Consider the following 24,659-nt stretch of genomic DNA (forward strand, 5'->3'; position numbering starts at 1 on the left):
CGACGGGGTTCAAGAAAGGGACGAATCAGGCGGTGCAGCCGCCAGCGCCGAACCCGCTAGGCCGCCTTCCGGTGGAGGAGGGCCTGCGCCATGGCATCCGCCGCCGAGATCGCATGCGCTATCTTCATGGCGGACAAGGGGCGCGGGACGGAGTGGATCACGCTTGTCGGAACCATGGCCGCGTTGCCGACGCTCAGGAGGTCGTCGTCGGAGATGTTCTCCAGTCCGAGGTCCGACAGCCGGACCGGAAGCCCGATGTCGGCGCAGAAGCGGATCGTGTCCTCGATCTCCTCGAGCGGACGGTTCTCGAGCACAAGCAGGCAGATGATGCCGAAGGCCACCTTCTCGCCGTGGAAGAACCCGTGGGTCGGTTCGAGGACCGTGAGCGCGTCATGGATGCCGTGGGCGCCGGACACCCCGCAGTTCTCGAACCCGAGGCCCGACAGCAGCGTATTGGCTTCGATGATGTTCTCGACCGCCTCGGTCAGGCGGCCTGCCTTTGCGGCGATATAGGCCGCCCGGCCGTCCCGCATGAGCGTCGCATGGCAGGCGCGGGCGATCTCGGCCCCGGCGATGGTCGGCGCATAGCCATCGCCGATGTAGTTGCGGGACCGGCTTTCCAGATTCGATCGCGCCTCGAACCACGTCGACAGCGCGTCGCCCATCCCGGCGGCCAGGAACCGGACAGGTGCCTGCACGATGACCTGGCTGTCCACCAGGACCACGTCGGGATTGCGCCCGCAGCGCTCGACCCGATCATAGACGCCGTGTTCCGTGTAGATCACGCCGATGGCGCTGGTGGGGCTGTCGGTCGAGGCGATGGTCGGGACCGTCATGATCCGGGCCCCAAGATTGCGGGCCGTGATCTTGGCGGTGTCGAGCGTCTTTCCCCCGCCCACTCCGATGACCACGCCGACGGCGGCCTCCCGTCCGACGTTGACGCACCGTTCGACCTCCGCGTCGGTGCTCTCGCCCGCGAAGCGGAGCGCTGTCGAGGTCACGCCCGCCGCCGCGAGCGAAGCCCCGAGCATCGCGCCGTACTTGGCCTCGACGAACCCGTCCATCAGCAGAAGGGCCTTGTCCGAGAGGGAGGCGGCATAGCGCCCCAGGTCGCCCAGCACACCTGGGCCTTGCACGTAGCGGAGAGGGCCGCCGTAGCCTCTTTGATCCATTCGTTCCTCCTTCAGCGCAGCGTGAGGCCGCCGTCGATCGTCACGACCTCACCCGTGGTGAAGCTGGCGGAGTCCGAGCACAGCCAGACCGCGGCGCCCACGAGCTCCTCCACCTCTCCGATCCGGTTCTGGACCGCGCCCTTGGCCCAATGGTCGCGGACCACGTCGGGATGCTCGCGCAGCACCTCGTCGGTCAGCTCGGTCCGGATGTAGCCGGGCGCGATGGCGTTGACCCGGACGTTGTGCTCGGCCCACTCGGTGGCGAGGCATTTCGTCAGCATGTGCACGCCGGCCTTGGAAACGTTGTAGGCGGCGTGCCGGAAGGGCCAGTTCACGATCCGGCCCGACATGGAGCCCACCGACAGGATCACGCCTCCGCCTTGCCGGATCATGACCTGGCCTGCCGCCCGCGAAGCCAGGAAGACCCCGTCGAGGTTGACCGACATCGTGCGGCGCCACGCCTCGAAGCTGCAATCCTCGGCTGCGGCAGGGAGCACGATCCCGGCATTGTTGATCAGGATGTCGAGGCCGCCCCATTCGGAGACGACCTCGTCCACCATGCGCTGCACCTGGGCCTCGTCCGAGATGTCGGCCTGCACCACCATGGCCTGGCGACCTGCCGCGCGGATCTCGGAGGCGACCGCCTCGGCCCGGTCGACCGAGCTCTGGACCACGATCGCGACGTTGGCCCCATAGGCCGCCAGACCTTCGGCCAAGGCCTTGCCGATCCCACGCGAGCCGCCGGTGACGATGGCTCGCTTTCCGGCCAGGTTGAACAGCCCGCGGTAGCTGTCGATGCTTCCCATCATCTTCTTCATGGTGACCTCAGGCTGCGACTCGGCTGACTTTGAGAACGTCCCGAACCAGATGCTCGGAGGTACGGACCGCTTGGGCGACGATGGTCAGGGACGGGTTGAAGGCGGTGGAGGAGGGCAGGAACGAGGCGTCCACGACGTAAAGGTTGTCCAGGTCCCAAGCCTTGCAGAACGGGTCGAGCACCGAGGTGGCCGGGTCCTTGCCAAAGCGGGCCGTCCCGCACTGGTGCATGGACACCTTGATGTCCATCTTCTGCGTGATGATGAGAGGGTAGCCCAGCGATTTCATGATCTTGCCCCAATGCGCCACGAGTTCGTTGTGCGCCTTGAGGTTGTTGGCCGTGTAGGACAGACGGATCTTGCCGTCCGGGTCGACGGTGACGCGGTTCTCGGGGTCGGGCAGATCCTCGGACATGATCCACCAGTCAACGCTGCGGTCCGCGAAGGTGCCCATGAGCCATTCGGGCGCCCATTTGACGTTGGCCGTCAGCATCCCGGCCTGGAGCTTGCCCAGGCCCTGCACATTGCCCATGGGATAGGGGCGGACGTCGTTGGCCAGGTAGAAGTCGTTGATGCACAGCGACTTCTGGAACGTGACCCGGTTCTTTTGCAGCGGGTTGATGGCCATCATGGCCGTGTTGTTGTGGGCCATGTAGTTGCGGCCCAGCTGGTCCGAGGAGTTGTTGCCAAGGCCTCTCGGGTGCTTGTCGTTGGCCGACCGCAGCAGCAGGGCCGCCGAGTTGATGGCGCCGGCCGCGGAGATGAAGAGCTCCCCCTTGATGACGCGGGTGCGGCCGCCCTGCTCGACTTCGGCCCCGGTCACGCGGCGGCCCGAGGAGTCGGTCAGCAGGCGCAGCACCTTGGTCTCGAGGATGAGGTCCACGTTGCCGGTCGCGATGGCGGGGTCCACGAGCCGGACCTCGGCGTCGTTCTTGGCCCCCAGCTTGCAGGCGAAGCCGTCGCAGGTGCGGCAGCGGATGCAGGCCCCGCCTTCGTGCCGGTCGATGGCGATGGGAAGGGGGAAGGGATGCAGGCCCTTCGCGCGCAGCTTGCGATCCAGGGCCTCGACCTCGGGCTCATGCCCGATGGTCGGGTAGGGCATCGGACCGGACCGGGGCGGCTCGCAGGGGTCGAGCCCGGCGGTGCCATGGGTGCCCATCAGTCGCTCGGCCACGTCGTAATAGGGGGCGAAGTCCTTGTAGCTGACCGGCCAGGCCGGGGCGATGCCGCCTTCGTGCTGGAGGTCCTCGAAATCCTCGACGCGGAAGCGCACCGTCGCTGCGCCGAAGAACTTGGAGTTGCCGCCGACGTAGTAGTAGGTCGAAGGGTTGAACTCCTTGCCGTCGCGGTCGCGCCAGGTTTCCTTGGTCGCATAGCGCTTCTCGTGGAAGACCGCCTTGACCGACCAGTTGTCGGCCTCGCGCGGGAGGCGCGTGCCGCGTTCGATCATCAGCACCCGCGCGCCCGCCGAAGCGAGCTGGTTCGCCATCGCTCCGCCGCCGACCCCAGCGCCGACGATCACCACGTCATAATGGTCGCGCATTTCCATCATCGTCCTGTTCCTTCCCCCCTTGCCGCCCGTCCGGGTCGGCCGCGCTCACATCACCGCGTCGATCTGCCAGGGCACGAATTCGTTGTCCCCGTAGCCCAGGGCCTCGCTCGTGGTCGGCTGGCCCGAGGCGGTTTCCAGCATGAGCTGGAAGATGCGCTCGCCGACCTGCTCCACGGTCTCGTCGCCGGTGACGATGGTGCCGCAGTTGATGTCCATGTCCTCGGCCATCCGCTCGTACATCGGCGTATTGGTCGCGAGCTTCAGCGACGGCGCCGGCTTGAACCCCGATACCGAACCCCGACCGGTCGTGAAGCAGATCAGGTTGCAGCCCCCGGCCACTTGGCCGGTCACCGCCACGGGATCGTAGCCGGGCGTGTCCATGAAGACGAAGCCATGCTCGTCGATCCGTTCGGCATATTCATATACGGCGTTGAGCCGCGTCGAGCCACCCTTGGCCACGGCGCCCAGCGACTTCTCGAGGATGGTGGTCAGGCCACCCGCCTTGTTGCCGTGGCTCGGGTTGTTGTCCATCTCCGCCCCAGACCGCGCGGCGTGGTCCCTCCACCAGTCGATCCGGTCGAGCAGCTTGCGCGCCACCTCGGGGCTCCGGGCGCGGCGGGTAAGCAGGTGCTCGGCGCCATAGATTTCGGGGGTCTCGGCCAGCACGGCCGTCCCGCCGTGCCGCACAAGCAGGTCGGCGGCATGGCCCAGTGCCGGATTGGCCGAGATCCCCGAATATCCGTCCGAGCCTCCGCATTCGAGCGCGAGCGTCAGATGGGCGGCAGACTGGGGGCTGCGCTGTGCGGCGTTCACGGCTGGCAGCATCTCCGTCAGGGCTGCGACGCCCTGCTCGATGGTCCGGCGCGTGCCGCCGACGCCCTGGATCGTCATGGTCCGAAGGCGGTCGCTTTCCGCCAGGCCTTGCCGGCGCAGGATCTCGGGGATCTGGTTCGTCTCGCAGCCGAGCCCGACCATCAGGACGCCGCCCACGTTGGGATGGGTCGCATATCCGGCGATGGTGCGCGTGAGGAGGGCATAGCCTTCGCCCCGGGTGTTGAAGGCGCAGCCGCCGCCGTAGGACAGGGCGATCACGCCATCCACGTTCGGCCAGTCCGCCAGACGCCCCGGTTGCGCAAAGTGCGCGGCGATGGACCGTACCACCGTGGCCGAGCAGTTCACCGACGAGATCACGGCGATGTAGTTCCGCGTTCCAACGCGGCCGTCCGGCCGGGCATAGCCCATGAAGCTCGCGCGGTGCGCCTCGGGCACGAGATCGGGCTCGGCGGCATCGACGCAGAACTCATGCGCGAGGGCCAGCTCGCTCACGGCCAGGTTTTCGGTGTGGACCAGCGCCCCTGCCGCGATCGGCCGCGTGGCGCGCCCGATGATCTGGCCATACTTCAGCACCGGCTCGCCCACCGCGATGGGGTGAAGGGCGACCTTGTGGCCGCGTCCGATCCGCTCCACCGCCGTCAGGCCACCCGCATCGAGGAGCATCCCGGGTTCGACCGTCGTCCGAGCCACGGCGACCGAGTCGCGTGGGTTGAGGTGGATCAGGCCGGCGGCGCGCTCCACGATCCCTGCCAGGTCCGACATACTAGGCGTCCTTGTCCTTGAAGAGGTTGACCTTGTCCTCGTACATCCCGGCCATGACGGCGAAGGAGCTGTCGAGGTGGATCCGCATGGCCAGCTCGGCCTGATCGGCGTTGCGCCGTTCGAGGGCGGCGACGATGGCGGCGTGCTGCTCGGTCACGTCGGCCAAGTGGCCCGGAACCGGGGCAGAGAGCTGGCGCATGCGGTCGAGGTGGACCTTCGCCAGGCTGATGAACTTCCAGATCCGGGGGAAGCCGCTGGCCTGGGCCACGCCGAAGTGGAGAATGTCGTCCTCCTCAAGGTAATCGCTCAGGCGATCCTCCTCGAGGATGCGGCGCATCCGCTGGATGGTGGCCTTGAGGTGGGCGACCTGCCCGTCGTCGATGCGCTGCACGGCACGGCGCACGCTCTCGATCTCGAGGGCGCGGCGGATGACGAAGCCTTCCTCGGCGACCTTGAAGGAGATCCGGCTCACATAGGTGCCGGAGTGCGGAAAGATGTTGATGAGGTCTTCGTCGGCCAAGCGCTGGATGGCCTCGCGGACGGGCGTGCGGGAGACTCCGAATTCTGCGGAGATGTCCTTCTCGGAGATGGCCGCGCCGGGCTCAACCTCGAGTCGCACGATCGCACGACGCAGAAACTCGTATATCTGATCCGCCTTGGGGACCGCCCGTTCCTTCATGATCTCCTCCTCGAACCTGAGCAAGATGCTGCCTCTAGGCTGATATATGAGTTATGAGAAAGGGCATTGACAGCAGCTTTCATCATGGCATTACTAACTCATATATCAGTTGGGGGCGCAAGCGGAAAGTTCAGCGCTCCTGCAAGGTGCCCTCGGACCAAGGGGTCGCGCTCCTGCGCTCGTTGGTCGGGGATGGGAGGACAGATGGAATTGTTGCATCGGCTCTGCGGCCGGAATGATCTGACATGAGCACGATCGCCTACCTGACCCGTGTGGAGTTCGGTGAGGGCATGATCGCGCGCCTGCCGGAGTTTCTCGCGCAACTGGGCGTCCGGCGGCCCCTGATCGCGACCGATGCGGGAATCGTCGCGACCGGGATCGCAGGGCGGGTGATGTCCCTCGTGCCCGACGCGGTGATCTTTGATGGCACGCCGGCGAACCCGACCGAGGATGCTGTCCTGGCGGCCCATGCCCTTTACGTGGCCTCGAACTGCGACGGGATCGTCGGGCTTGGGGGCGGGTCGTCCGTGGATCTGGCCAAGGCAGCCCGGCTGCTGACGGGGCACGAGGGGCCGTTGTCGCAGTATGCGCTTGTGAACGGCGGGCTTGCGCGGATCCATGGCCGGATCTGCCCCATGGTCGCCATTCCCACCACCTCCGGCACGGGCGCCGAGGTGGGACGGGCTGCCGTCATCAACACCGCCGATGGGCGCAAGCTGGGCATCATCTCGCCCCATATGCTGCCCAGCCTCGCCTTGTGCGATCCCGAGTTGACCTATGGTCTGCCCCGCGGATTGACGGCAGCCACGGGGATGGACGCCCTATCCCATTGCGTCGAAACCTACATCGCCCCCGGCTTCAATCCACCGGCCGAAGCCATCGCCCTCGATGGGCTGGTCCGCGGCCTGCGCGCCCTGGAGCGTGCGATGGCGGATGGACGCGACGCCGAGGCCCGGCGCGACATGATGGTCTGCGCGCTGGAAGGGGCCATGGCCTTTCAGAAAGGGCTGGGCGCCGTCCATGCGCTGACCCACCCGCTGGGCGCGATCCGCGAGCTGAACCTGCATCACGGCACGCTGAACGCCGTTCTCATGCCCGCAGTGCTGCGCTTCAACCGTCCCGCCATCGGGGACAAGTGGGACCGGCTGGCCGAGATGTTCGGCGGGGCTCCGGACCAGGCGGTGGACGCTCTCAACCGGCGGATCGGCATGCCGTCCGGCCTTGCCGCCATGGGCGTGACCGAAGCGATGATGGAGGACGTCGCCCGGGCCGCGCTGAAGGACCACTGCCACGCCACGAACCCGCGGACGGCGACCGAGGCCGATTACCTGCACATCCTGCGCGACGCCGCCTGACCGGGCGCCGCAGCATCTATCCCGCATGACGCGGAGCCACGAAGGGGAGGAATGAAACCATGACTGACCGGATCGACGATACGCAGGGAACCGGGGCCAAGCCCCAGCTCGTCTCGCACCACGGGGGCTTCCAGCTGACCCGCCGTGGGCTGCTCTCGATGGGCGCGGCCGTGACCGTCGCGGCGGCGCTGGGCAAGCCCCGCCTCGCGCAGGCGCAGGACCTGCAGTTCTGCGCGTCCCTTGGATGGACGGTGTGGGAATCGGGCCGTCACATCGTCAACGGCTACCAGGATGCGGTGAACCGCCTGGGCGGCACGCTGACGATCGCGGACGCGAACTACGACATCAAGAAGCAGGCCGACCAGATCGCCGCCTTCGTCGCGTCGAAACCCGCCGCCATCTTCATCACGCCCGCCGATGCCGCTGCCATCGCGCCGGCCGTTCAGGCCGCCGTCGCCTCGGGCGTGCCGATCTTCGTGGGCGACAGCTACGTGCCCAACACGACCGTGACCTCGACGGCGATGTCGAACAACTTCGGCCTCGGCTCGTACGGCGCCCAGTACATCGCCGACCGCCTGGGCGGGAAGGGGAAGGTGGCCCTCGTGTCCCTTCCGTCGAACGAAAGCTGGGACATGCGGACGCTGGGCGCGAAGTCGGTCTTCGTGCGCTACCCCGACATCGAGATCGTGTCCGAGATCGCCTTCGCGCTGGGCGGCTCGACCACGCCGCGGCAGGTCGTGGACCAGATCCTGACCGCGAACCCGGAGCTGAACGCGATCTGGTGCGCCTGGGACGGAGCGGCCTCGGAAGGCACCCTGGCGATCCGCGCGGCCAGCCGGGACGTGTTCATCACCGGCATCGACGGCGGGCAGCAGTCCTTCGAGTACATCAAGGCCGGGTCGCCCTTCGCCCTGACGCTCGCCCAGAGCTTCTACGAGATGGCCTACATGAACGCGTTCTACGCGCATGAAGTCGTGGCCGGGCGCCAGGCGCCCCGCTTCGTGATCACGCCGTCCTATGCGGTCACGCAGGACAGCCTCACGCCGCTCGACACGATCCCGGACACCTACGACATGCCCGGCGAGGCCGCGAAGCTCGGCTGGAACCGCGTTCTCTAGAGCGTGACCGGTCCGGCGGCCCCATGTCGCCGGACCCTGCCCAGGCTCAGCGGAGGACCAAGCAGGTGGGCCATATTCTCAACATGGAGCGCATCGAAAAGCGCTTCGGCGTCGTGAAGGCGCTCGACGGGGTGGATTTCACGCTGGAGGCGGGCGAAATCCACGCGCTTCTCGGCGTGAACGGCGCGGGCAAGTCGACGCTCATCAAGATCCTGTCCGGCGTCTACTCCAAGGATGCGGGCACGATCCGCCTGGGCGGGGCCGAGCTGGAGCTTGGTAGTCCTCGGGCCGCCATCGAGGCCGGGATCGCCTGCGTCCAGCAGCATCCCGAACTGGTCGGCGACCTGACGGGGGCCGAGAACATCTTCCTGGGCGACGAGGCGCTCCGCGCGGGGCTGTTCCAGCGCATGGACCGCCGTGCCCTCCGCGCGCGGGCCCAAGCGCTGCTCTCCCGCTTTCCGGTCGAGGTCGACCTGAACGCCAAGGTCGCGGACATGCCCGCCGTGGACCGCGAGATTGTCGCCATCCTCCATGCGCTCCGTCGCGACGACATCCGCATCCTGATCCTGGACGAGCCCACCTCCACGCTGACCGAGCGCGAGAAGGCGTCGCTGTTCCGGCTGATGCGCAGTCTCAAGGCGGCTGGGATCGCCATCATCTACATCACGCACCGCCTCGAAGAGGTCTTCGAGATCGCCGACCGATTCACCGTGTTCCGGGCCGGCCGCAACGTGGCCAGCTTCACCGCGTCCGAGGCGCGGGCGCAGGGGATCTCCATTCCCACGCTGATGCTGGACCGGGAAAGCGGCGACATCTTCCCGGCCCGCGACGGTGACGGCACGGGCACGCCGGTCCTCGAGGTCACGGACCTGAGCCGCGAAGGCCAGTTCCGCAACGTGAGCTTCGCCGCCCGACGCGGGGAGATCCTTGGCCTGTTCGGGCTCGTCGGCTCGGGCATCGACGAACTCTCGAAGACGCTCTTTGGCGCCCTGGCCGCCGATGGGGGAACGATCCGGTTGCATGGCCGGGAGCAGCGGTTCCGCAGCCCTGCCGAGGCGCTGCGCAAGGGGATGTTCCTTGTCCCGGGCGACCGTCGTGCCGAGGGCCTGACGCTTGACGAGGACGTGGTGTTCAACACCACGCTGGCAAACCCGGGGCGTTCGGCCGGGCTGGCCGGGCTCCTGCGGTTCGGGTCCAACCGGCGCGCCACGGCCGAACTGGCCACGCGGGTCGCGCTCCAGCCCCCCAGGCTCGACCGGCCGGCGCGGGCCTTCTCGGGCGGGAACCAGCAGAAGATCGTCATCGCGAAGGGCCTGTATTGCAAGGCCGACGTCTACATCTTCGTCGAGCCCACCGTCGGCGTGGACATCGGGGCGCGCGCGACGCTGTACCAGATCATGCGGGATCTCTCGCGCGAGGCGGCGGTGATCGTCATGTCCTCGGATTGCGACGAGGTGCACGGCCTGGCCGACCGTACCCTCGCCCTCTACAAGGGGCGCCCCATCGGCGAGCCCCGTCGCGGCACCAGCCGGGACGACCTTCTTTCGGCCGGCATCATGGGAGCGGTTCCCGCATGACACGATCCACGATCCTTTGGCGGGGGCTGGCCTTCGTCGCGCTCCTGGCGATCATCGCCCTGGTCTTCCAGAGCCAATCGGCCGCCTACCTGTCGTCGGGCAACCTCCGTGCCCTGGCCCGCCACATGTCCGTGCAGGGCCTTGCGGCCCTGGGACTGACCTTTGTCATCGTGGTCCGCCAGTACGACCTGTCCTTTCCGGGCGTCGCCTCGCTGGGGGCGATGACGCTGGGCTGGCTCATCGCGTCGGGGGCCCCCCTGTCGCTGGCAATCGCCGGAGGGATCGGGGTCGGCGCCGCAATCGGCCTGGTGAACGGCATCGCGGTCGCGCGCTTCCGGCTGCCGGATATCGTGACGACCATCGCGACCGGCGGCGTGGCGATCGGCCTGTCCTACTTCTACTCGAACGGGACGTCGATCTCGGAGAATTTCTTCATGTCGGGCATCCTCGACATCAACGACCGCCGGGTCCTTGGTCTGGATCAGCCCTTCGCCATCCTTGCCGGAGTCGCGCTGGTGGCCTTCGTGCTGCTGCATGCCACGCGCTTTGGCCATGCCTTCTATGCGACCGGCGAGAACCGCGTCTCGGCGCGCTTCTCCGGCGTGCCGGTCGAACGATACGTCCTGGTGGCCTTTGCCCTGTCGGGCGCGGGCGCGTGCCTTGCCATCACGCTGCTGGTGGCGTCGTCCGGCGCGGCGAACGTCACGGCAGGTAACCAGCTCCTGATGCCGGCCTTCGCGGCGGTCTATCTCGGGGCGGCTTTGTTCGGGCGGCCGTCGGTCGGTGCAACCCTGGCCGGGACGCTCCTGATGTCGGCCATGCTGAACGGGTTCACGCTGCTGGCCATCCCCTATTACTACAGCGACGCCATCGTGAGCACCGTCCTGATCCTGGCTATCGCCGGCTTCGATCCCCGCATCACGGCCGTTCTTGGCCAGCCCTTCCGTCGCACTTCCGAGGCCCGCCCATGACCGATTTCGGACAAGCTCTTGGCCCGGCGCAGGCTCGGCGCAGAACCGACCCGAGGCACGTCCTGACCCGCTACGGCTTCTTCGTGCTGCTGGCCGTCGTGTTCGTGACCTTCGCCCTGCTGCGTCCAGCCTTCGCCAGCGAGGCCAACCTGAACGAGATGATGCGGTCCGCGGCGATCGCGGGCCTGATGTTCCTCGGCCTGACCTGGATCATCGCCGCGGGCGAGATCGATGTCAGCTTCATGTCGGTGGCGGCGCTCGCCAACATGATCGTCGCCGTGCTGGTCCGGGACGGTGCGGGCTGGGGCACCGCGAGCCTGGCCGGACTCGGGGCAGGGCTCCTGTTCGGCGCCCTCAATGCCCTGCTCGTGGGGGTCATGCGCCTGCCCGCTCTCGTGATCACCATCGCCACCGGGGCGCTGGCCGCCTCGATCGCGGCGGCTCTGGGCCTCGGCACCTCGATCTCGCTGAGCCAGACAGGCTTCGTGGGCCGCATCCTTGCCGCCAATCTCGGCGTGGTGCCACTGGTCGCGCTGGTCGTGCTTGCGATTTACGCACTGGCCTGGTGGGCGCAGGAACGTCTGACCTTTGGTCACTACATCTACGCGCTCGAGCAGAACCGGGCCGCCGTGGTCGAGGCCGGGGTGCCTGTCAACCGCATCCTGGTCCTGCTCTACCTGCTGTCGGGCAGCCTGTCGGCCCTGGCGGGCATCCTTCTGGCAGCGGCGCTGTCATCCGGTCAGCCCTACCTTGGCAACTCCTACTTCCTCGACGGGCTTACGGCGGTGCTGCTGGGTGGGATGGCACTGAAGCTGGGCAAGCCGAACGTCATCGGGACGCTGGCGGGCATCTTCCTCCTGATCGGGCTCCTCAATGGCGCGGCGCTGCTCGGCTGGACGGACAGCCAGCGCCAGATCGTCCGGGGCAGCCTCCTGCTGGTCGGCGTGAGCCTGGTGGTGCTGTCGCGGCGCCGCAACCGGACCTGAGTGGAGCTTCCGATGACATTACGTGCGACGACTCCCCGACCTCTCGGCCGCACCGGCCTCACGGTCACGGCCCTGGGCATCGGGACCGCGCCCCTGGGCGGGCTCTATGCCGACGTGCCGACATCCCAGGCTCTCGACATGCTGTCGGCGGCTTGGGCGGCGGGGATCCGCTACTTCGACACGGCGCCCATGTATGGCAACGGCCGATCCGAGCATCTGGTCGGCCAGGTGCTGCGGGAGGTCGAAGGAGACGTCGTCCTGTCGACCAAGGTGGGGCGGCTCATGTGCAGCGAACGCGCGGGCCGCGGGTTGCCGCCCGCTCCGCCCAAGAACCCCTTGGACCCGGGATGGTGGAACGGCCTGAACTTCCGTGAGGTCTTCGACTACAGCTACGACGGCATCATGCGCAGCTTCGACGACAGCCAGCAGCGCCTCGGGTTTCCCACGATCGACCTCCTCTACGTCCATGACATCGGCCGGGTAACCCATGCCGACCTGCACGAGCATCACTGGGGAGCCCTCACCACGGGCGGGGGATTCCGCGCCCTGGCCGAACTCAGGGCCGCGGGCGACATCCGGGGCTTTGGCCTGGGGGTGAACGAATGGCAGGCGATCCGCGATGCGATCGAGGAAACCGACCTCGATTGCGCGATGCTCGCAGGCCGCTACTCCCTTCTGGACCGCGACGCGGCCGAGACGTTCCTGCCTCTGGCGCAGCGGGCCGGCGTCGCCATGGTGCTGGCCGGGGTCTTCAACTCCGGCATCTTGGCCGCCCCGGCCGGCGGACGTCGCAAGTTCAACTATGCGGATGCCGACCCCCGCGTGATCGCCAGGGTCGAGGATCTTCGCGCGGTCTGTGACCGCCATGGCGTGCCCCTCGCGGCGGCGGCCATCCAGTTCCCGATGCGGCACCCTGCCGTGTCCTGCGTCGTCATCGGGGCCAAGACCGCCGCCCAACTGCACCAGAACATCGCCTGGTTCGAGACGCCGCTGCCCGACGGACTTTGGGCCGAGCTCGACGATCTCGACCTGATGGCGGCCTGACACCGGAGATACATCATGCTCAAGTCCATCGACCCGCTGCTGACCGGACAGATGCTGGCGCTACTGTCCGACATGGGCCACGGCGACGAGGTCGTCATCGCCGACGCGAACTTCCCCGTGGCAAGCCTTGGCCCGACGGTGATCCAGCTGCCAGGGACCAGCGCGACCGACGTCCTTCGCGCCGTGCTCTCGGTGCTGCCCCTGGATGATTTCGTCGAAGCGCCCGCAGCCGCCATGGATGCCCCGGGGGAGCGGCCGGCAATCTACCCGGAGTTCGAGGCCGCCCTTCAGGAGGCCGAAGGCCGGGTCGTAACCATGGAGCCCGTCGACCGGTTCGCGTTCTATGACCGGGCCAAGTCCGCCTTTGCCATCTTTGCCACTGGCGAACGTCGGCTTTATGCGAACATCATCCTGAAAAAGGGCGTGCTGCGCGCCTGAGGAGACCACGATGCTCGACGCCCACCAGCACTTCTGGACCGTTGCCCGGGGCGATTACGGCTGGATGACCCCTGACCTGGGGCCGCTCCTGAAGGATTTCGGACCCGAGGACCTGGCGCCGCTCATGGGCCGTGCCGGGATCACTCGGACCATCCTGGTGCAGGCGGCCGAGACCGAGGCGGAGACGGACTTCCTTCTCGACCTGGCGCAGCGGACCGACTTCGTGGCTGGGGTGGTCGGCTGGCTCGACATGACGTCGACCGACTTCCCGGCGCGGCTCGCCGCCTATCGGGCACGCCCGAAATGGGTCGGACTTCGTCCTATGTTGCAGGAGCATGAGCCCGACCACATCCGGAACCCCGTCCTGCGCGCCAACCTGCGCCACGTCGAGGCCGCCGGGGTGCCGTTCGACATCCTGACCCATACGCGCCACCTGCCGGTTGCCACCGAGGTGCTGGCCGAGGTGCCCCGCCTTCGGGCGGTTCTGGACCACCTGTCCAAGCCGCGCATCGCCCACGGCGAACTGGACCCGTGGCGGGCTCAGATCGATGCGCTGGCTTCCATGCCGAACGTCAGCTGCAAGGTGTCCGGCATGGTGACCGAGGCCGGCGCCGACTGGACCCTATACGACTTCCGGAGCTTCGTCGGGCATGTCGCGCGGGCCTTCGGTCCCGGGCGGTTGATGTTCGGCACGGACTGGCCGGTCTGCACCCTCGCGGCCAGCCATGCCGAGGTGGTGCTGCTGGCCCGGACCCTGCTGAGCGAGATGTTCGGTCCCGAGGATCTGAAACAGATCTTCGAGACGAACGCCGCCGCCTTCTACGGCGTCTGACCCGCGGAAGGTCGGCGACTCCGGATCGAAGTCGCCGACCCGCCTTCGGTCGCCCAGCGCCGCAGCTGGTCCTAGTTGCGGCCCAGCAAGGCTGCGGTTGCCATCAGGTCCTCCTTGGGAAGTATGCCATCCTCTAGGGGCGAATGCTCCCCATCGGTGGCATCACCGGACTGGCCGTGGGGTTCGGAGGTGTCGCCGATCTCGCGCCTCGCCTGATGCCAATGCTCCTCATGCCTCATGTCCGGGCGTCCTTCCTGCTCCCAGATCGCATGGGCGCGCTCACGGATGCGCTGCTCGCGGTCGTCTGTCATCGCTGTCCCTTTCCCATCGCAGAACACGCCTTGAACCGGCATCGGTGCGAGGTTGTTCCCGCGGGCCTGAGGGCTTTCAGCCCCTCCGGGTCAGGCGTGTCGCCCGCACCCGGCAAGAGCCTCGGACGAGCCATGGCGGCTCGTCCGCCCTGAGCGGTGGTCAGACCGCGAGTTCCGTCGCGTGGTGGTGGGTCGACAGGTCGAAGCGCGCATCGTCATCGGCCAGGGCCAGCCCGCCGTGGTGGTCGATGTCGTGGTCCTGGGTGCTCGAGACGGCGAGAAGCTTGGAGCTGGCCGCCGCAGCCCGGTCGTCCACGTTGATCTCGAAGGCGGAAAGGTCGCCCCGGAAGTTGTCCTTGTTCCAGGGATTGCCGAAGACGAGATCATGCGCGCCGAAGCCTTCGCCGCCAATGGACCCGCGCACCGAGACCTCGCCCGTCATCTTTCCATCGACCCAGATCTGGAGCTTGCTGTCCTGAAGGTTGATGACGACGTCATGATCCCGCTCGACCAGCGTGTTCAGGGCGGATCCGCTGGTCGTCAGGGTCGCCATGGACCCGTTGTCCTGGAACACCTGGACGTGCAGTTCGCCGTCGTCGGTCACGCTGGTGGCAAAGCTGCCGTGCAGTCGGAACAGTTCGCCGGACGAGCCCCTGGCGTCAGCGTCCAGCGTGAAGGCGATCGTCATCGCGTCGGCGCCGACGACGTGATCGACGTGATCGCGATCGACCCGGGCCGTGATGCCCGCCCGGCCGAGTTGGAGTCCGTCGGAGGTCCACCCGGACGCGGCGCCCAGGTCCGTGGAGGTGCCGTCCTCCTGGGTCACGAAGCGACCGTTCAAAAGGCTGAGCACACCTTTGGCTGGGCCTGCGGACGGGGCGTCATCGGATGCGACGGGGGCGGCGGGCGCCTCATCCACCGGCTTGCTGACCGCCCCGGTGCGACCCTGCGTCAGCGTGGACCCGGCGCCAAGCCCGGCAACTTCGGACCCGGCCAAGGCCAGGAAGTGGTGCGCGCCGTCGTCCGTCAGCGAACTGGCCTGGAAGACCGTCGAGTAGTGATTGGCCTTTGCCGCATTCTGATCCTGGACCAGGACGTTGTCGGCCACAGTCCAGCCCGACCCCTCTCCCACGATGAGCGAGGTGACGTTCTTGGTGATGGTAACCCCCCGGGACCCGTCCGCCACGTTGATGCGCGGGATCTCCACGCCCGGGTCCGCGCCGTCGTCCTTGCCGCCGTCGGCGTGAAGGACCGAGTTGCTGGCGATCACGAGGCCGTTCGTCTCTCCCACGGTGATGCCATGGGCATGGGCGTTGGTGATCGTGTTGTTCTCGATCCGGACGTTCTGGTAGGCCATGCGGGCGAAGGACGCCTGCCCGGTGTCCACCAGTTCGTTGCGCATGAAGACCGACTGGGTGGAGGTGCCGTCACCGATGTCCAGGATGTTGTCCCGGATGGTGATGTTCGTCGATGGACTGCGGGTCCCATTGGTCCAGAACTGGATCATGTCGCAATGGTCGGACGAGGTGGGCGACTTGCGGAAGTCGTGGAGGTAGTTGCCCTCGATCAGCACGTCCTGCACCTCCGCGAAGTCCATGCCGTCGGAGCGGATCGAGTGAACCTCGTTGCCGCGCACCGTCAGGCCGTCGACCTGGCTGAAGACCATGCCCCGGAAGAAGTCGAAGACCTTGCAGTCCTCGACGACGACCCCTTCGGAGCCGCGCACGTTCAGGCCGAAGCCGCTGCCGAACCCGTTGGCCTCGGAGGTGCCACCACGGGCCACGTCCCCGTCGAGCGTGCAGCCCCGAAGCGTGACGTTGCTCACGTCCTGCAGCGTCACGTGCCGGAGCGTCGCGGCGTCCCCCGCCTGGTAGTTGTAATCGAACTTCAGGTCCTCGAACGTCATGTTCCGGGCGCCTTGCAGGCTCATGGAGTCGAACACGGCGGGATTGGACGGGGTCGCGGACTTCAGGGTGACGTTCGAGGCAAAGGCGAGACGGGCGCCCGAACCTCCGGACAGGGCGAGGTCGCCGTAATTGCCCCCTCTCAGGAGGATCGTCTCGCCGCCCTCGCACGATGCGAGCGCACGTTGCAGTTCCGGCAGATTGCTGACGGTCAGCGTGGTCATCAGGTCCCTCGTGTTCTTATGTCAGTTGCCCTGTCCTTTACGGCCGGGTCGCCCGATGGACAGGGTCTTTCCACCCCAGACGCCGCACTGAGCGGAGACGGGTTCCGTAGGACCATTTCGGTGAGCGGAAACATGCTAGTCGGCGTCCGCGCCCCTGCTGTGCCCAGGATGCACAATGCGGCTCCAGACCAAGACGCCGCTCTCCGTCACCAGAGGCCAGGATCAACGGTGCTGGCGCGACCGGGGGTCAGGTTGCCTTGAGGAGTTTCGGGACCAGCGCAGTTCCTTGACCATGGACGAGCTCACGAACAAACTTCTCGGAATCCGCATCGGCACGGCCGGCTGGAGCATCCCTAAGGAAACGGCAGCGAGGTTTCCAGCCACGGGAACGCATCTGGAGCGCTATGGCCGGGTCTTCGGAGGGGTCGAGATCAACTCTTCTTTCTATCGACGGCACAAGCCATCCACCTACGAAAGATGGGCCCGGTCGGTGCCCGACGGATTCCGGTTCGCCGTCAAGGTTCCCAGGTCCATCACGCATGATCTTCGTTTGCAGGAACCTGGAAGCCTCCTTGACCTGTTCGCCGCCGAGGTTGCAGGGCTTGGGCCTAAACTGGGTCCGTTGCTCGTGCAGCTTCCGCCCAGCCTGACCTTCGAGGCCGGCAGATCGGATCGGTTCTTCCTGGAGTTGAGGTCCCGACTTGACGGACCGGTTGCCTGCGAGCCCCGTCACCGGTCTTGGTTTACGCCGGAGGCCGAGGCATTGCTCGTCAGGCATCAGGTCGCCCGGGTCGCGGCCGATCCGGTCCTTGCCCCTGGGGCCAACGCGCCGGGCGGTTGGCCGGGGCTCACCTACTATCGCCTGCATGGGTCGCCCCGTGTCTACCACTCCCCCTATGGCGAGGAGGCCGTCCGGGACGTCGTGACGCAACTCGCCCGGCGCGCTTCAGAGGGAAGCGATTGCTGGTGCATCTTTGACAACACGGCTTCGTTCGCTGCGACACCCAACGCGCTTACGGCCATGGAGTTTGCGGCCGGGCTTATGTCCGGCCCCAAAGCGACCTCAGCAGGGTAGACCTGCGGGTCGCCCTGGCCGACTCCAGCGCCGCAGCACGGATCGGCCCGGAGACCCCGGTCAGTCCAGCGGCCGGGTGGGGTGCCACCCCGCCACCTGCCGCTTTGGCCGTCCGCCGGAAAGGAGACGGCCGGAATCTTGGTGCCTCAACCGTCGAAATTCACTTCTTCCATGATCCGGAGCGCTGCGGCTCGGTGGCCCGCGACCTCGGTCAGGTTGATGGTATCGGGCGTCACCTCGCCCCAGGAGGCCACCAGATCCGAGCGCTCGGCATCCGGCCGAACGGGATATTCATGGTTCTGCTCGGCATAGATGGCCTGCGCTTCCGGGGAGGCCAGGAACTCCATGAGTTGCAGCGCCTCTTCCTTGTTCGGGGCCGATCGGGTCATCGCGATGCCCGACACGTTCACATGGGTCCCGCCGTCCTCGAAGGTGGGGAATTCGATCCGCACGGAGTTGGCCCATTCGGACTGCTCGGGATCGCGCAACATCTGGCCCATGTAGTACGTGTTGCCCAAGGAGATGTCGCACTCGCCCGCCCAGATGGATCGAACCTGATCCCGGTCTCCGCCCTGCGGCTTCATGGCCAGGTTGGCCTTCACGGCTTTCGCCCAGTCGCGCGCATAATCCTCGCCGTGATGGGCGATGATGGCGGACAGCAGGGCCAGATTGTAGTTGTGGGTTCCCGACCGGGTGCAGATGCGACCCTGCCACTTGGAGTCCGCGAGGTCTTCGTAGGTGGTGATTTCGTCTTCGCCCACGCGGTCCTTGGACGCGTAGACGATGCGGGCCCGGGTGGTCAGGGCGAACCAAAGATCGTCGGGCGAGCGCAGTTCGGCCGGGATCGCCGCCTCCAGAACGTCACTCTGCACCGGCTGGATCACCCCCGCATCGACGATCTGCTGCAGGTTCGCGATGTCCACGGTCATCACCAGGTCCACCGGCGAACGCTCGCCTTCGGCCACGAGGCGCTCGACGATGCCGTCCTCGACGAAGGACAGGTTGACCGGAATGCCCGTCCCGCTGGTGAAGGCGTCGATCACCGGCTGGATGAGCTCGGGTTGCCGCGTGGTGTAGACGTTCACCTCTGCCAAGGCGGGCAGCGCAGCACCGCCAAGGGCGGTCGCGAGCAGAATGGTGCGCAGGGTCATCGGGGCTCCGTGATGTGACTTGCTTCGGGCCCACTAATCTCGACCGTTTTACTCAGGTCAAGTAATTCCGACTGTAATGGTCAGACTATCGCTCATGCGACCGAACTGCTTTTCCAGCCTTCCACGGCGCCGCGTGTTGGGGCCGAGTGGCATCAGGCCATTGCGGACCAGAAGCGGCGAGGTGCCGGCCAAAGGGCCCGTCGCCCTTGGCGCCGCTCCGTTGGCCGGCGACCAGTGAGGCGGGTGCGACGCCAAAGCGAAGATGTCGTGGCTGATGCGGTCTGGCGCGTGCCGTCCTGCGAGGCAGGACCGCGTCCGTCAGACCGCCGAGTTCAGCATCGGACCACCATCTGCCAGCCCAAGGAAGGGCGGGGCTGTCCCGCCCGATCCGCTCACGACAGGCAGGGCTCGACGCCAGAGGGAGCGGCGGTCAGATCACCTCCAGGTAATCCCGGTCGGGCAAAGGCGGGAACGGTGCTGCGGGCAGGGTCTGGTACCAGAATGCGACCGACGCGATGTCGTCCTGGAGCGGCAGGTAGCGGCGGTCCTTCTTCTCGGTCCGCCAGCCCAGCGCCTGAATGGTGACTCGCAAGTCCTGTTCGAAGCGGATCGGGTCCGTGAGGTGCCAGCGGTACATGCCGAAGCGCTGCTGCGAGCGATAGGTGCCGTCAGGGCGGAGCACCTGCGGCAGGCCGGAATAGGGCGTGGTGAACTCGCGGTAGCGGCTGTCCATGGTGTCGTCCACCACGCCGCCGTCGAAGTTGTAGGCGCCGCAGAAGTAATCCTCGGTGCCTGTGCCGCAGATGGTCGGGTAGGCGGCATCGCCGTCCAGGAAGAACTTGATCTCGCCTTCGCCCCACCAGCCCGAGTTGTTGACCCCCCAAGCCATGTAGGTGCCCACGTAGTGCCCACGGCCTTTCACGCCGTCCAGGATGGTGTAGTCTTCCTTGAAGGGCAGGGGGTTGGTGCGGCGGAACTGGGCGTGGAAGTAGGCGGCGTCCTCGGGCACCTCGGTCAGCGCGTAGTTGATCTGATAATAGACGATGCCGTGGTCGTCGGGGTCCCGGTTCTCGAGGGTGATCCGGGCCGACCGGCGGAAGGGCATTTCCCAATAGCAATTGAAGGCCCGGCCAGGGTTCACGCAGACGGCCAGCGACGTGACCTGCGCGAACTGGTTCCAGCCCGAGCAGAAGAAGTCGCCGATCGGGCATTCGACCGAGGGATGCTCCTGCCCGTCCCAGTAGATCCGGAGGATCAGGTCGCGCCAGCGCAGATTCGCCGTGGTCAGCCAGATCTGCTGGATGGCGCCGGGTCCCTCGATCTCCGCCAGGGTTCGGATCTCGCCAGGTTCGATGCGGATGGAGGGGGAGACCTTCCAGCCCTGGCCCAGGCCCCGCGCGCAGGACGCGCCGGTGCCTTCCGTCGCCATGCCGCCCTGACCCTTCTCCCCCGTGAAATTCTCGGGCGAGATCGAGCGGCTTCGGGCGTTGGACAGCCGGTAAAGGTTGCTCAGGTTGACACCCAAGCCGTTGAACGATGCGGTCACGAACGACCTCCTTGTGAGATGCGAACTAGAGTCGGACGCCGGTCCCAGCGTCGAAGAGGTGCATGGCCTCCGGCTCGAGCCTGAAGCTCACGGCTTCGCCCGGCCGGATCTGGCGCCGGTCGCGGAGCACGGCCTGGATCGGCACCCCGCCGGCGCGAAGCACGACCAGCGTCTCGGCCCCGGTCGGCTCCACGACCGAAACCTCGGCGGGCGCGCCTTCGTCCCCGAGCGTGATCTGGTCGGGGCGGATGCCGCAGACGACCTCGGTTCCTTCGGCGGCGTTAATCCCGCGGGGAAGGGGCGCCACCACGCCAAGCGGGGAGCGGAACTGCCGCTCCACGATCCGCCCGGGGATGAAGTTCATGGCCGGGCTGCCGATGAAGCCAGCCACGAACAGGTTCCTTGGCCTGTCGTAGAGCTCGAGCGGGCTGCCCACCTGCTCGACCCGGCCGGCGTTCATGACGACGATGCGGTCGGCCATCGTCATGGCTTCGATCTGGTCGTGGGTCACGTAGATCGTCGTCGTCCGCAGCCGCTGGTGAAGCTCGCCGATCTCGGCCCGCATCTGAACGCGGAGCTTGGCATCGAGGTTCGACAGCGGCTCGTCGAAGAGAAAGACCTCGGGGTTGCGCACGATGGCCCGGCCCATCGCCACGCGCTGGCGCTGCCCGCCCGAGAGCTGGGCGGGATAGCGGTCCAGCAAGGCCCCCAAGCCCAGGATGTCGGCCGCCCGTTCCACCTTCTGCCGGATCTCCTCGCGCCCGACGCGGTTCAGCCGCAGGGAGAAGGCCATGTTCTGCGCCACGGTCATGTGCGGGTAGAGGGCGTAGTTCTGGAACACCATGGCGATGTTCCGCTCCTTGGGGGCAAGCTCGTTCACGACGGTACCGCCGATGCTGATCGTGCCGCCCGAGATGTCCTCGAGTCCGGCGACCATCCGCAGCAGGGTGGACTTGCCGCAGCCCGACGGACCGACCAGCACCACGAACTCGCCATCCGCGATGCTGAGGTCGACGCCGTGGATCACCTGCATGGCCCCATAGGTCTTGACCACATCATCGATGTCGACTGCGGACATGCGTCACTCCGGTTTGATGGAACGAGGGGACCTCACTTCAGGCCGCTCGTCTTGAGGGAATCCATGATCTGTCGCTGGAAGATCAGGAACAGCACCAGCATCGGCAGGGCGACGACGGTCGAGGCCGCCATGATGTAGTTCCAGGCGGCCGTGTACTGGCCCTGGAAGCCGGCGATGGCGACCTGCACCAGCCGCAGCTCGGGATCGCGGGTGACCGTCAGCGGCCAGAGGAAGGCGTTCCAGTTTGCAAGGAAGAACAGGATGGCCAGCGCCGACAGGATGGGGCGGCTGATGGGGAGGATCACGCTCCAGTAGATGCGGAAGTGCCCCGCCCCGTCGATGAGCGCCGCCTCCTCCAGTTCGCGCGGGACGGACAGGTAGAACTGCCGCAGCAGAAAGATGCCGAAGGCGTTGAAGATCGACGGGATGATCAGCCCGCTGAAGGAGTTCAGCATCCCGAGCGACCGCACCAGGATGAAGAGAGGGACGATGATGACGGGCAACGAGACTAGGAACGTCGAGAACATGGTCAGGAAGATCGCCTCGCGTCCCGGAAAGCGAAGCCGGGCGAGGGCATAGCCCGCCATCGAGTGGAACAGGAGCGCGACCAGCGTGACCGTCGCGGCCACGAAGAAGGTGTTGAGCAGGTACCGCACGAAATCGACCTGCGTGAACACGTAGCGGAAGTTGTCGAGCGTCGGGTTCGCCGGCACGAGGCCCATGTCGAACATCTCGGCCTGGGTCTTGAACGAGATCGACACCATCCAGAGAAGCGGGAAGAGCGTCATCAGGGCGAGCACGGCGCCGATCAGCACCCAGATCGCGCGCACGATCGTGACCTGCCCGGCGGTGTAGCGGTATTTGGGGACGCGCTCACTCATACTGGAACCGTCCGCCCCGGGTCAGGAGAAACATGACAAGAGTGACCAGCAGCAGCACAGCGACCAGGATCGAGGCGATCGCGCCGGCATAGCCGAAGCTGTTGTACTGGAAGGCCTGCTGATAGGCGTAGAAGATGAGGAGCGAGGTCGAGTTCGCCGGGCCCCCCTTGGTCATCACGTAGATCAGGTCGAAGGCCGCGCCGCCCGCCACCGCCGTCACGAGGGACACGAGAAGCACGAAGAAGCTCGTGGGCCGGAGCAGGGGGAGCGTGATGAACCAGAAGCTCGACAGCGGGCCGGCGCCATCGATGCGGGCCGCCTCGTAGTATTCCTTGGGAATGTCCTGGAGGCCCCCCAGGAAGATGAGCATGTAGAAGCCCATCAGGAACCAGACGCTCACGAAGACGACCGCGAACATGGCCCAGTCCGGGTTGCCCAGGAACGAGATGCCGCCAAGGCCGAGCGGCGACAGGGCGCGGGAGATGGCGCCGATCTTCTCGACCGTCAGCATCTTCCAGATCAGGGCGACCACGACCAGGCTGACCATCTGCGGCAGGAAGAAGATCGCTCGCAGCACGCCGTTCCAGGCGTTCGTCCGTTCGACCAGCAGCGCGAGGCCCAGGCCGGAGACGTAGAGCGAGGGAACGAGCATCGCCGCATAAAGCAGCGTGGCCCCGAGGCTCTGCCAGAAGAGAGGGTCGGCCCACATCCTCCGGTAGTTGGCCAGGCCTGCAAAACGATAGCCGCCGAACCCATCGACCTCGAAGAAGCCCAGCCCCAGGGCGAGGAGCATGGGCAGCCCCACGAAGACCAGCAGACCCAGGGCGTCCGGAAGCACGAAGAGATAGCCCGCGATCTTCTCTCGCGTCCGGAACGACAGGCGCCGCCGGGCAGCGGGCCGGGGGCCCGCCGCTGTGTCTGTCTGCTGAAGGGTCATGGGATCAGAGGACCGGGGCGCCGCTGTAGCCGCTCAGGAAGGCGTTGAGCTGATCCGACGCCGCCGCTGCGGCCGCTGCGGGGTCCTGCCCGCCGAGCATGGTGGCCTGGATCGCATCCGAGACGATCTTGTAAACCTCGGGCGGAACCCGGGGCTCGGCGCGCGTTCCCGGATAAATCTCGCGGGAAAAGACCCCCATCATGCCCTCCTGGTAGGCGGCGCCACCGGCCTCGAGCGCGCTCGCACGCGGAGGCATGTCGCTCTTGGCGACGGTGCACCAGTCCGTGACCCGCTGGACGGAGTCCGGGCTCATCGAAGCCAGCGCCCAGGCGCAGAACTCCCCCGCCGCCTCGGGATTCGCGCCGCGGGCGTTCGCCACGAAGGCCCAGCCGCCGCCGACCGTGACGTATTTCCCGCCCTGCGGAACGGGCAGCTTGAACACCCCGTAGGGCAGGTCCGGCGCGCCGTCGCGCAGGGCCGCGATTCCCCAGATCCCGACATTCTGCATGGCCACGTAGCCCGAGCCCAGGTTGGGCACGATGTCGAAGCCGCCGCCGCCCAGCACCTGACGGGGCGCCGCGCCCATGTTGACGGCATCCTGCCAGAGCTTGAGAGCCTGAATCACAGCCGGCGAATTGAAGGAGCTCTGTCCGTCTGCCCCCTGGATGTCGCCGCCGCCCTGCCACATGAACGGGTACCAGGTGAAGTTCTGGTAGTATCCAGGCGTCACGTCGAACAGGACGCCATAGCGCTGATCGTTGGTGAGCTTCTGGGCCACGTCGAGCAATTGGTCCCAGGTCTGGGGCACGTCGTTCTCGTTCAGGCCCGCCTCCTCGAAGGCGGGGATCGAGTAGTACATCGCCATCGGCTCGACTTCCATGGGGATGCCGAAGATCTTGCCGTCGACCATGCGGTTGGCGATCACGCTTTCGGAGAAATCGGACTTGGCCGCGTCTTCGATGAAGGGCGTCAGGTCCAGCAGCACGCCCCCGTTATAGTACCGAAGGAAGTCGCCGGGGCTGATAATGAACAGGTCCGGCCCCTCGCCCGAGGCGAAGGCCGTGGGCAGGCGCGTGCCGTCCATGTAGTCGGCGTTGGGCAGATACTCGAGCTCGATCTGCTGCTCGTGGCTGGCGTTCCAGTCGGCAACGGTCTTCTCGAACCACTGCGACTGGCTTTCGACGTTGCCGCCCGGCGCGTAGAACTGCCAGAACTTGAGCGGGGCGCCCTGTGCCCGCGCACTCAGGCGGTTGATGAACGGGAACCCGGTGACGCCGCCCACCAGCCCGGCGGCCCCGAAGGCCGTCCCCTGGGTCAGCAGGCGGCGTCGGGTGAGCCCGCCCATGCGACGCCGGACGGACGACGAACTGTCGTCAGTGGTCATTCCAGTTCCTCCCTGTGCGGTGCCGGCCAAGGT

The 24,659-nt window shown here is 67.0% G+C and carries 22 protein-coding genes; 9 read left to right on the top strand and 13 right to left on the bottom strand.

Annotated elements, in window-relative coordinates:
- Positions 1-56 precede the first annotated feature (56 nt).
- From J3P31_RS00110 to J3P31_RS00130, 5 genes are read right to left on the bottom strand one after another with little or no spacing between them, the layout of a single operon-like run.
- Positions 57-1,172, bottom strand: a complete 1,116-nt coding sequence (locus J3P31_RS00110; protein WP_210526162.1) for a glycerol dehydrogenase — start codon at positions 1,170-1,172, stop codon at positions 57-59.
- An 11-nt stretch (positions 1,173-1,183) separates the two neighbouring features.
- Positions 1,184-1,990, bottom strand: coding sequence for an SDR family NAD(P)-dependent oxidoreductase (locus J3P31_RS00115; RefSeq protein ID WP_246849211.1), 807 nt, complete (start codon positions 1,988-1,990; stop codon positions 1,184-1,186).
- A gap of 7 nt (positions 1,991-1,997) precedes the next feature.
- The gene (locus J3P31_RS00120) at positions 1,998-3,539 is read right to left on the bottom strand and encodes a GMC oxidoreductase (RefSeq protein WP_246849210.1); all 1,542 of its coding nucleotides are present in this window, start codon (positions 3,537-3,539) and stop codon (positions 1,998-2,000) included.
- Positions 3,540-3,584: 45 nt separating this feature from the next.
- Positions 3,585-5,135, bottom strand: coding sequence for a UxaA family hydrolase (locus tag J3P31_RS00125; protein ID WP_210526163.1), 1,551 nt, complete (start codon positions 5,133-5,135; stop codon positions 3,585-3,587).
- Position 5,136: 1 nt separating this feature from the next.
- A complete protein-coding gene (locus J3P31_RS00130; protein ID WP_210526164.1) occupies positions 5,137-5,814 on the bottom strand; it encodes a GntR family transcriptional regulator in 678 nt (225 codons plus the stop codon).
- Between the two features lie 245 nt (positions 5,815-6,059).
- Here J3P31_RS00130 and gbd point away from each other — a divergent pair, with 245 nt between their 5' ends.
- From gbd to J3P31_RS00170, 8 genes are all read left to right on the top strand, one after another.
- Complete coding sequence (gene gbd, locus J3P31_RS00135) at positions 6,060-7,169, top strand: 4-hydroxybutyrate dehydrogenase (RefSeq protein WP_210526165.1); 1,110 nt, start codon at positions 6,060-6,062, stop codon at positions 7,167-7,169.
- A gap of 59 nt (positions 7,170-7,228) precedes the next feature.
- Complete coding sequence (locus J3P31_RS00140; RefSeq protein ID WP_210526166.1) at positions 7,229-8,287, top strand: sugar ABC transporter substrate-binding protein; 1,059 nt, start codon at positions 7,229-7,231, stop codon at positions 8,285-8,287.
- A 65-nt stretch (positions 8,288-8,352) separates the two neighbouring features.
- On the top strand, positions 8,353-9,864 hold the full coding sequence (locus tag J3P31_RS00145; protein ID WP_368372990.1) for a sugar ABC transporter ATP-binding protein: 1,512 nt from the start codon (positions 8,353-8,355) through the stop codon (positions 9,862-9,864).
- The gene (locus J3P31_RS00150; RefSeq protein ID WP_210526167.1) at positions 9,861-10,835 is read left to right on the top strand and encodes an ABC transporter permease; all 975 of its coding nucleotides are present in this window, start codon (positions 9,861-9,863) and stop codon (positions 10,833-10,835) included. The genes J3P31_RS00145 and J3P31_RS00150 overlap by 4 nt, the downstream gene beginning before the upstream one ends.
- The gene (locus J3P31_RS00155) at positions 10,832-11,821 is read left to right on the top strand and encodes an ABC transporter permease (protein ID WP_210526168.1); all 990 of its coding nucleotides are present in this window, start codon (positions 10,832-10,834) and stop codon (positions 11,819-11,821) included. The genes J3P31_RS00150 and J3P31_RS00155 overlap by 4 nt, the downstream gene beginning before the upstream one ends.
- A 12-nt stretch (positions 11,822-11,833) precedes the next feature.
- Complete coding sequence (locus J3P31_RS00160) at positions 11,834-12,865, top strand: aldo/keto reductase (protein ID WP_210526169.1); 1,032 nt, start codon at positions 11,834-11,836, stop codon at positions 12,863-12,865.
- 15 nt (positions 12,866-12,880) lie between these two features.
- On the top strand, positions 12,881-13,303 hold the full coding sequence (locus J3P31_RS00165; RefSeq protein ID WP_210526170.1) for an RbsD/FucU family protein: 423 nt from the start codon (positions 12,881-12,883) through the stop codon (positions 13,301-13,303).
- Between the two features lie 10 nt (positions 13,304-13,313).
- On the top strand, positions 13,314-14,135 hold the full coding sequence (locus J3P31_RS00170) for an amidohydrolase family protein (RefSeq protein WP_210526171.1): 822 nt from the start codon (positions 13,314-13,316) through the stop codon (positions 14,133-14,135).
- 71 nt (positions 14,136-14,206) lie between these two features.
- Here J3P31_RS00170 and J3P31_RS00175 read toward each other — a convergent pair whose 3' ends face one another.
- Positions 14,207-14,446 (bottom strand): DUF2934 domain-containing protein, encoded by a 240-nt coding sequence (locus J3P31_RS00175; protein ID WP_210526172.1) that lies wholly within the window; start codon positions 14,444-14,446, stop codon positions 14,207-14,209.
- Between the two features lie 160 nt (positions 14,447-14,606).
- Positions 14,607-16,574, bottom strand: coding sequence for a right-handed parallel beta-helix repeat-containing protein (locus tag J3P31_RS00180; RefSeq protein ID WP_210526173.1), 1,968 nt, complete (start codon positions 16,572-16,574; stop codon positions 14,607-14,609).
- Positions 16,575-16,749: 175 nt separating this feature from the next.
- On the opposite strand from J3P31_RS00180, the gene J3P31_RS00185 reads away from it, so the two are divergent.
- Complete coding sequence (locus J3P31_RS00185; protein ID WP_246849209.1) at positions 16,750-17,649, top strand: DUF72 domain-containing protein; 900 nt, start codon at positions 16,750-16,752, stop codon at positions 17,647-17,649.
- A gap of 146 nt (positions 17,650-17,795) precedes the next feature.
- Here the strand turns inward: J3P31_RS00185 and J3P31_RS00190 are convergent, their stop codons facing one another.
- The 6 genes from J3P31_RS00190 to J3P31_RS00215 all read right to left on the bottom strand — a co-directional run bounded on the left by J3P31_RS00190 (position 17,796) and on the right by J3P31_RS00215 (position 24,626).
- Entirely contained in the window at positions 17,796-18,800 is a 1,005-nt protein-coding gene (locus J3P31_RS00190) for a Fe(3+) ABC transporter substrate-binding protein (RefSeq protein WP_210526174.1), read from the bottom strand.
- Between the two features lie 430 nt (positions 18,801-19,230).
- Positions 19,231-20,346, bottom strand: coding sequence for a glycoside hydrolase family 172 protein (locus J3P31_RS00195; protein WP_368372991.1), 1,116 nt, complete (start codon positions 20,344-20,346; stop codon positions 19,231-19,233).
- Positions 20,347-20,371: 25 nt separating this feature from the next.
- The gene (locus J3P31_RS00200) at positions 20,372-21,424 is read right to left on the bottom strand and encodes an ABC transporter ATP-binding protein (protein ID WP_210526175.1); all 1,053 of its coding nucleotides are present in this window, start codon (positions 21,422-21,424) and stop codon (positions 20,372-20,374) included.
- A 32-nt stretch (positions 21,425-21,456) separates the two neighbouring features.
- Positions 21,457-22,305, bottom strand: a complete 849-nt coding sequence (locus tag J3P31_RS00205) for a carbohydrate ABC transporter permease (protein WP_210526176.1) — start codon at positions 22,303-22,305, stop codon at positions 21,457-21,459.
- Positions 22,298-23,242, bottom strand: a complete 945-nt coding sequence (locus J3P31_RS00210; RefSeq protein ID WP_210526177.1) for a carbohydrate ABC transporter permease — start codon at positions 23,240-23,242, stop codon at positions 22,298-22,300. The genes J3P31_RS00205 and J3P31_RS00210 overlap by 8 nt, the downstream gene beginning before the upstream one ends.
- A gap of 4 nt (positions 23,243-23,246) precedes the next feature.
- Entirely contained in the window at positions 23,247-24,626 is a 1,380-nt protein-coding gene (locus tag J3P31_RS00215; protein ID WP_210526178.1) for an ABC transporter substrate-binding protein, read from the bottom strand.
- Between the last annotated feature and the right edge of the window lie 33 nt (positions 24,627-24,659).

Source organism: Rubellimicrobium arenae (assembly GCF_017916275.1).
Lineage (GTDB): Bacteria > Pseudomonadota > Alphaproteobacteria > Rhodobacterales > Rhodobacteraceae > Rubellimicrobium > Rubellimicrobium arenae.

What these genes read in the sequence shown, in the direction of transcription:
- J3P31_RS00110 (WP_210526162.1), bottom strand. Translation starts at nt 1,172, where the DNA reads ATGGATCAAAGAGGCTACGGCGGCCCTCTCCGCTACGTGCAAGGCCCA.
- J3P31_RS00115 (WP_246849211.1), bottom strand. Translation starts at nt 1,990, where the DNA reads ATGAAGAAGATGATGGGAAGCATCGACAGCTACCGCGGGCTGTTCAAC.
- J3P31_RS00120 (WP_246849210.1), bottom strand. Translation starts at nt 3,539, where the DNA reads ATGATGGAAATGCGCGACCATTATGACGTGGTGATCGTCGGCGCTGGG.
- J3P31_RS00125 (WP_210526163.1), bottom strand. Translation starts at nt 5,135, where the DNA reads ATGTCGGACCTGGCAGGGATCGTGGAGCGCGCCGCCGGCCTGATCCAC.
- J3P31_RS00130 (WP_210526164.1), bottom strand. Translation starts at nt 5,814, where the DNA reads ATGAAGGAACGGGCGGTCCCCAAGGCGGATCAGATATACGAGTTTCTG.
- gbd (WP_210526165.1), top strand. Translation starts at nt 6,060, where the DNA reads ATGAGCACGATCGCCTACCTGACCCGTGTGGAGTTCGGTGAGGGCATG.
- J3P31_RS00140 (WP_210526166.1), top strand. Translation starts at nt 7,229, where the DNA reads ATGACTGACCGGATCGACGATACGCAGGGAACCGGGGCCAAGCCCCAG.
- J3P31_RS00150 (WP_210526167.1), top strand. Translation starts at nt 9,861, where the DNA reads ATGACACGATCCACGATCCTTTGGCGGGGGCTGGCCTTCGTCGCGCTC.
- J3P31_RS00155 (WP_210526168.1), top strand. Translation starts at nt 10,832, where the DNA reads ATGACCGATTTCGGACAAGCTCTTGGCCCGGCGCAGGCTCGGCGCAGA.
- J3P31_RS00160 (WP_210526169.1), top strand. Translation starts at nt 11,834, where the DNA reads ATGACATTACGTGCGACGACTCCCCGACCTCTCGGCCGCACCGGCCTC.
- J3P31_RS00165 (WP_210526170.1), top strand. Translation starts at nt 12,881, where the DNA reads ATGCTCAAGTCCATCGACCCGCTGCTGACCGGACAGATGCTGGCGCTA.
- J3P31_RS00170 (WP_210526171.1), top strand. Translation starts at nt 13,314, where the DNA reads ATGCTCGACGCCCACCAGCACTTCTGGACCGTTGCCCGGGGCGATTAC.
- J3P31_RS00175 (WP_210526172.1), bottom strand. Translation starts at nt 14,446, where the DNA reads ATGACAGACGACCGCGAGCAGCGCATCCGTGAGCGCGCCCATGCGATC.
- J3P31_RS00180 (WP_210526173.1), bottom strand. Translation starts at nt 16,574, where the DNA reads ATGACCACGCTGACCGTCAGCAATCTGCCGGAACTGCAACGTGCGCTC.
- J3P31_RS00185 (WP_246849209.1), top strand. Translation starts at nt 16,750, where the DNA reads ATGCGGCTCCAGACCAAGACGCCGCTCTCCGTCACCAGAGGCCAGGAT.
- J3P31_RS00190 (WP_210526174.1), bottom strand. Translation starts at nt 18,800, where the DNA reads ATGACCCTGCGCACCATTCTGCTCGCGACCGCCCTTGGCGGTGCTGCG.
- J3P31_RS00200 (WP_210526175.1), bottom strand. Translation starts at nt 21,424, where the DNA reads ATGTCCGCAGTCGACATCGATGATGTGGTCAAGACCTATGGGGCCATG.
- J3P31_RS00205 (WP_210526176.1), bottom strand. Translation starts at nt 22,305, where the DNA reads ATGAGTGAGCGCGTCCCCAAATACCGCTACACCGCCGGGCAGGTCACG.
- J3P31_RS00210 (WP_210526177.1), bottom strand. Translation starts at nt 23,242, where the DNA reads ATGACCCTTCAGCAGACAGACACAGCGGCGGGCCCCCGGCCCGCTGCC.
- J3P31_RS00215 (WP_210526178.1), bottom strand. Translation starts at nt 24,626, where the DNA reads ATGACCACTGACGACAGTTCGTCGTCCGTCCGGCGTCGCATGGGCGGG.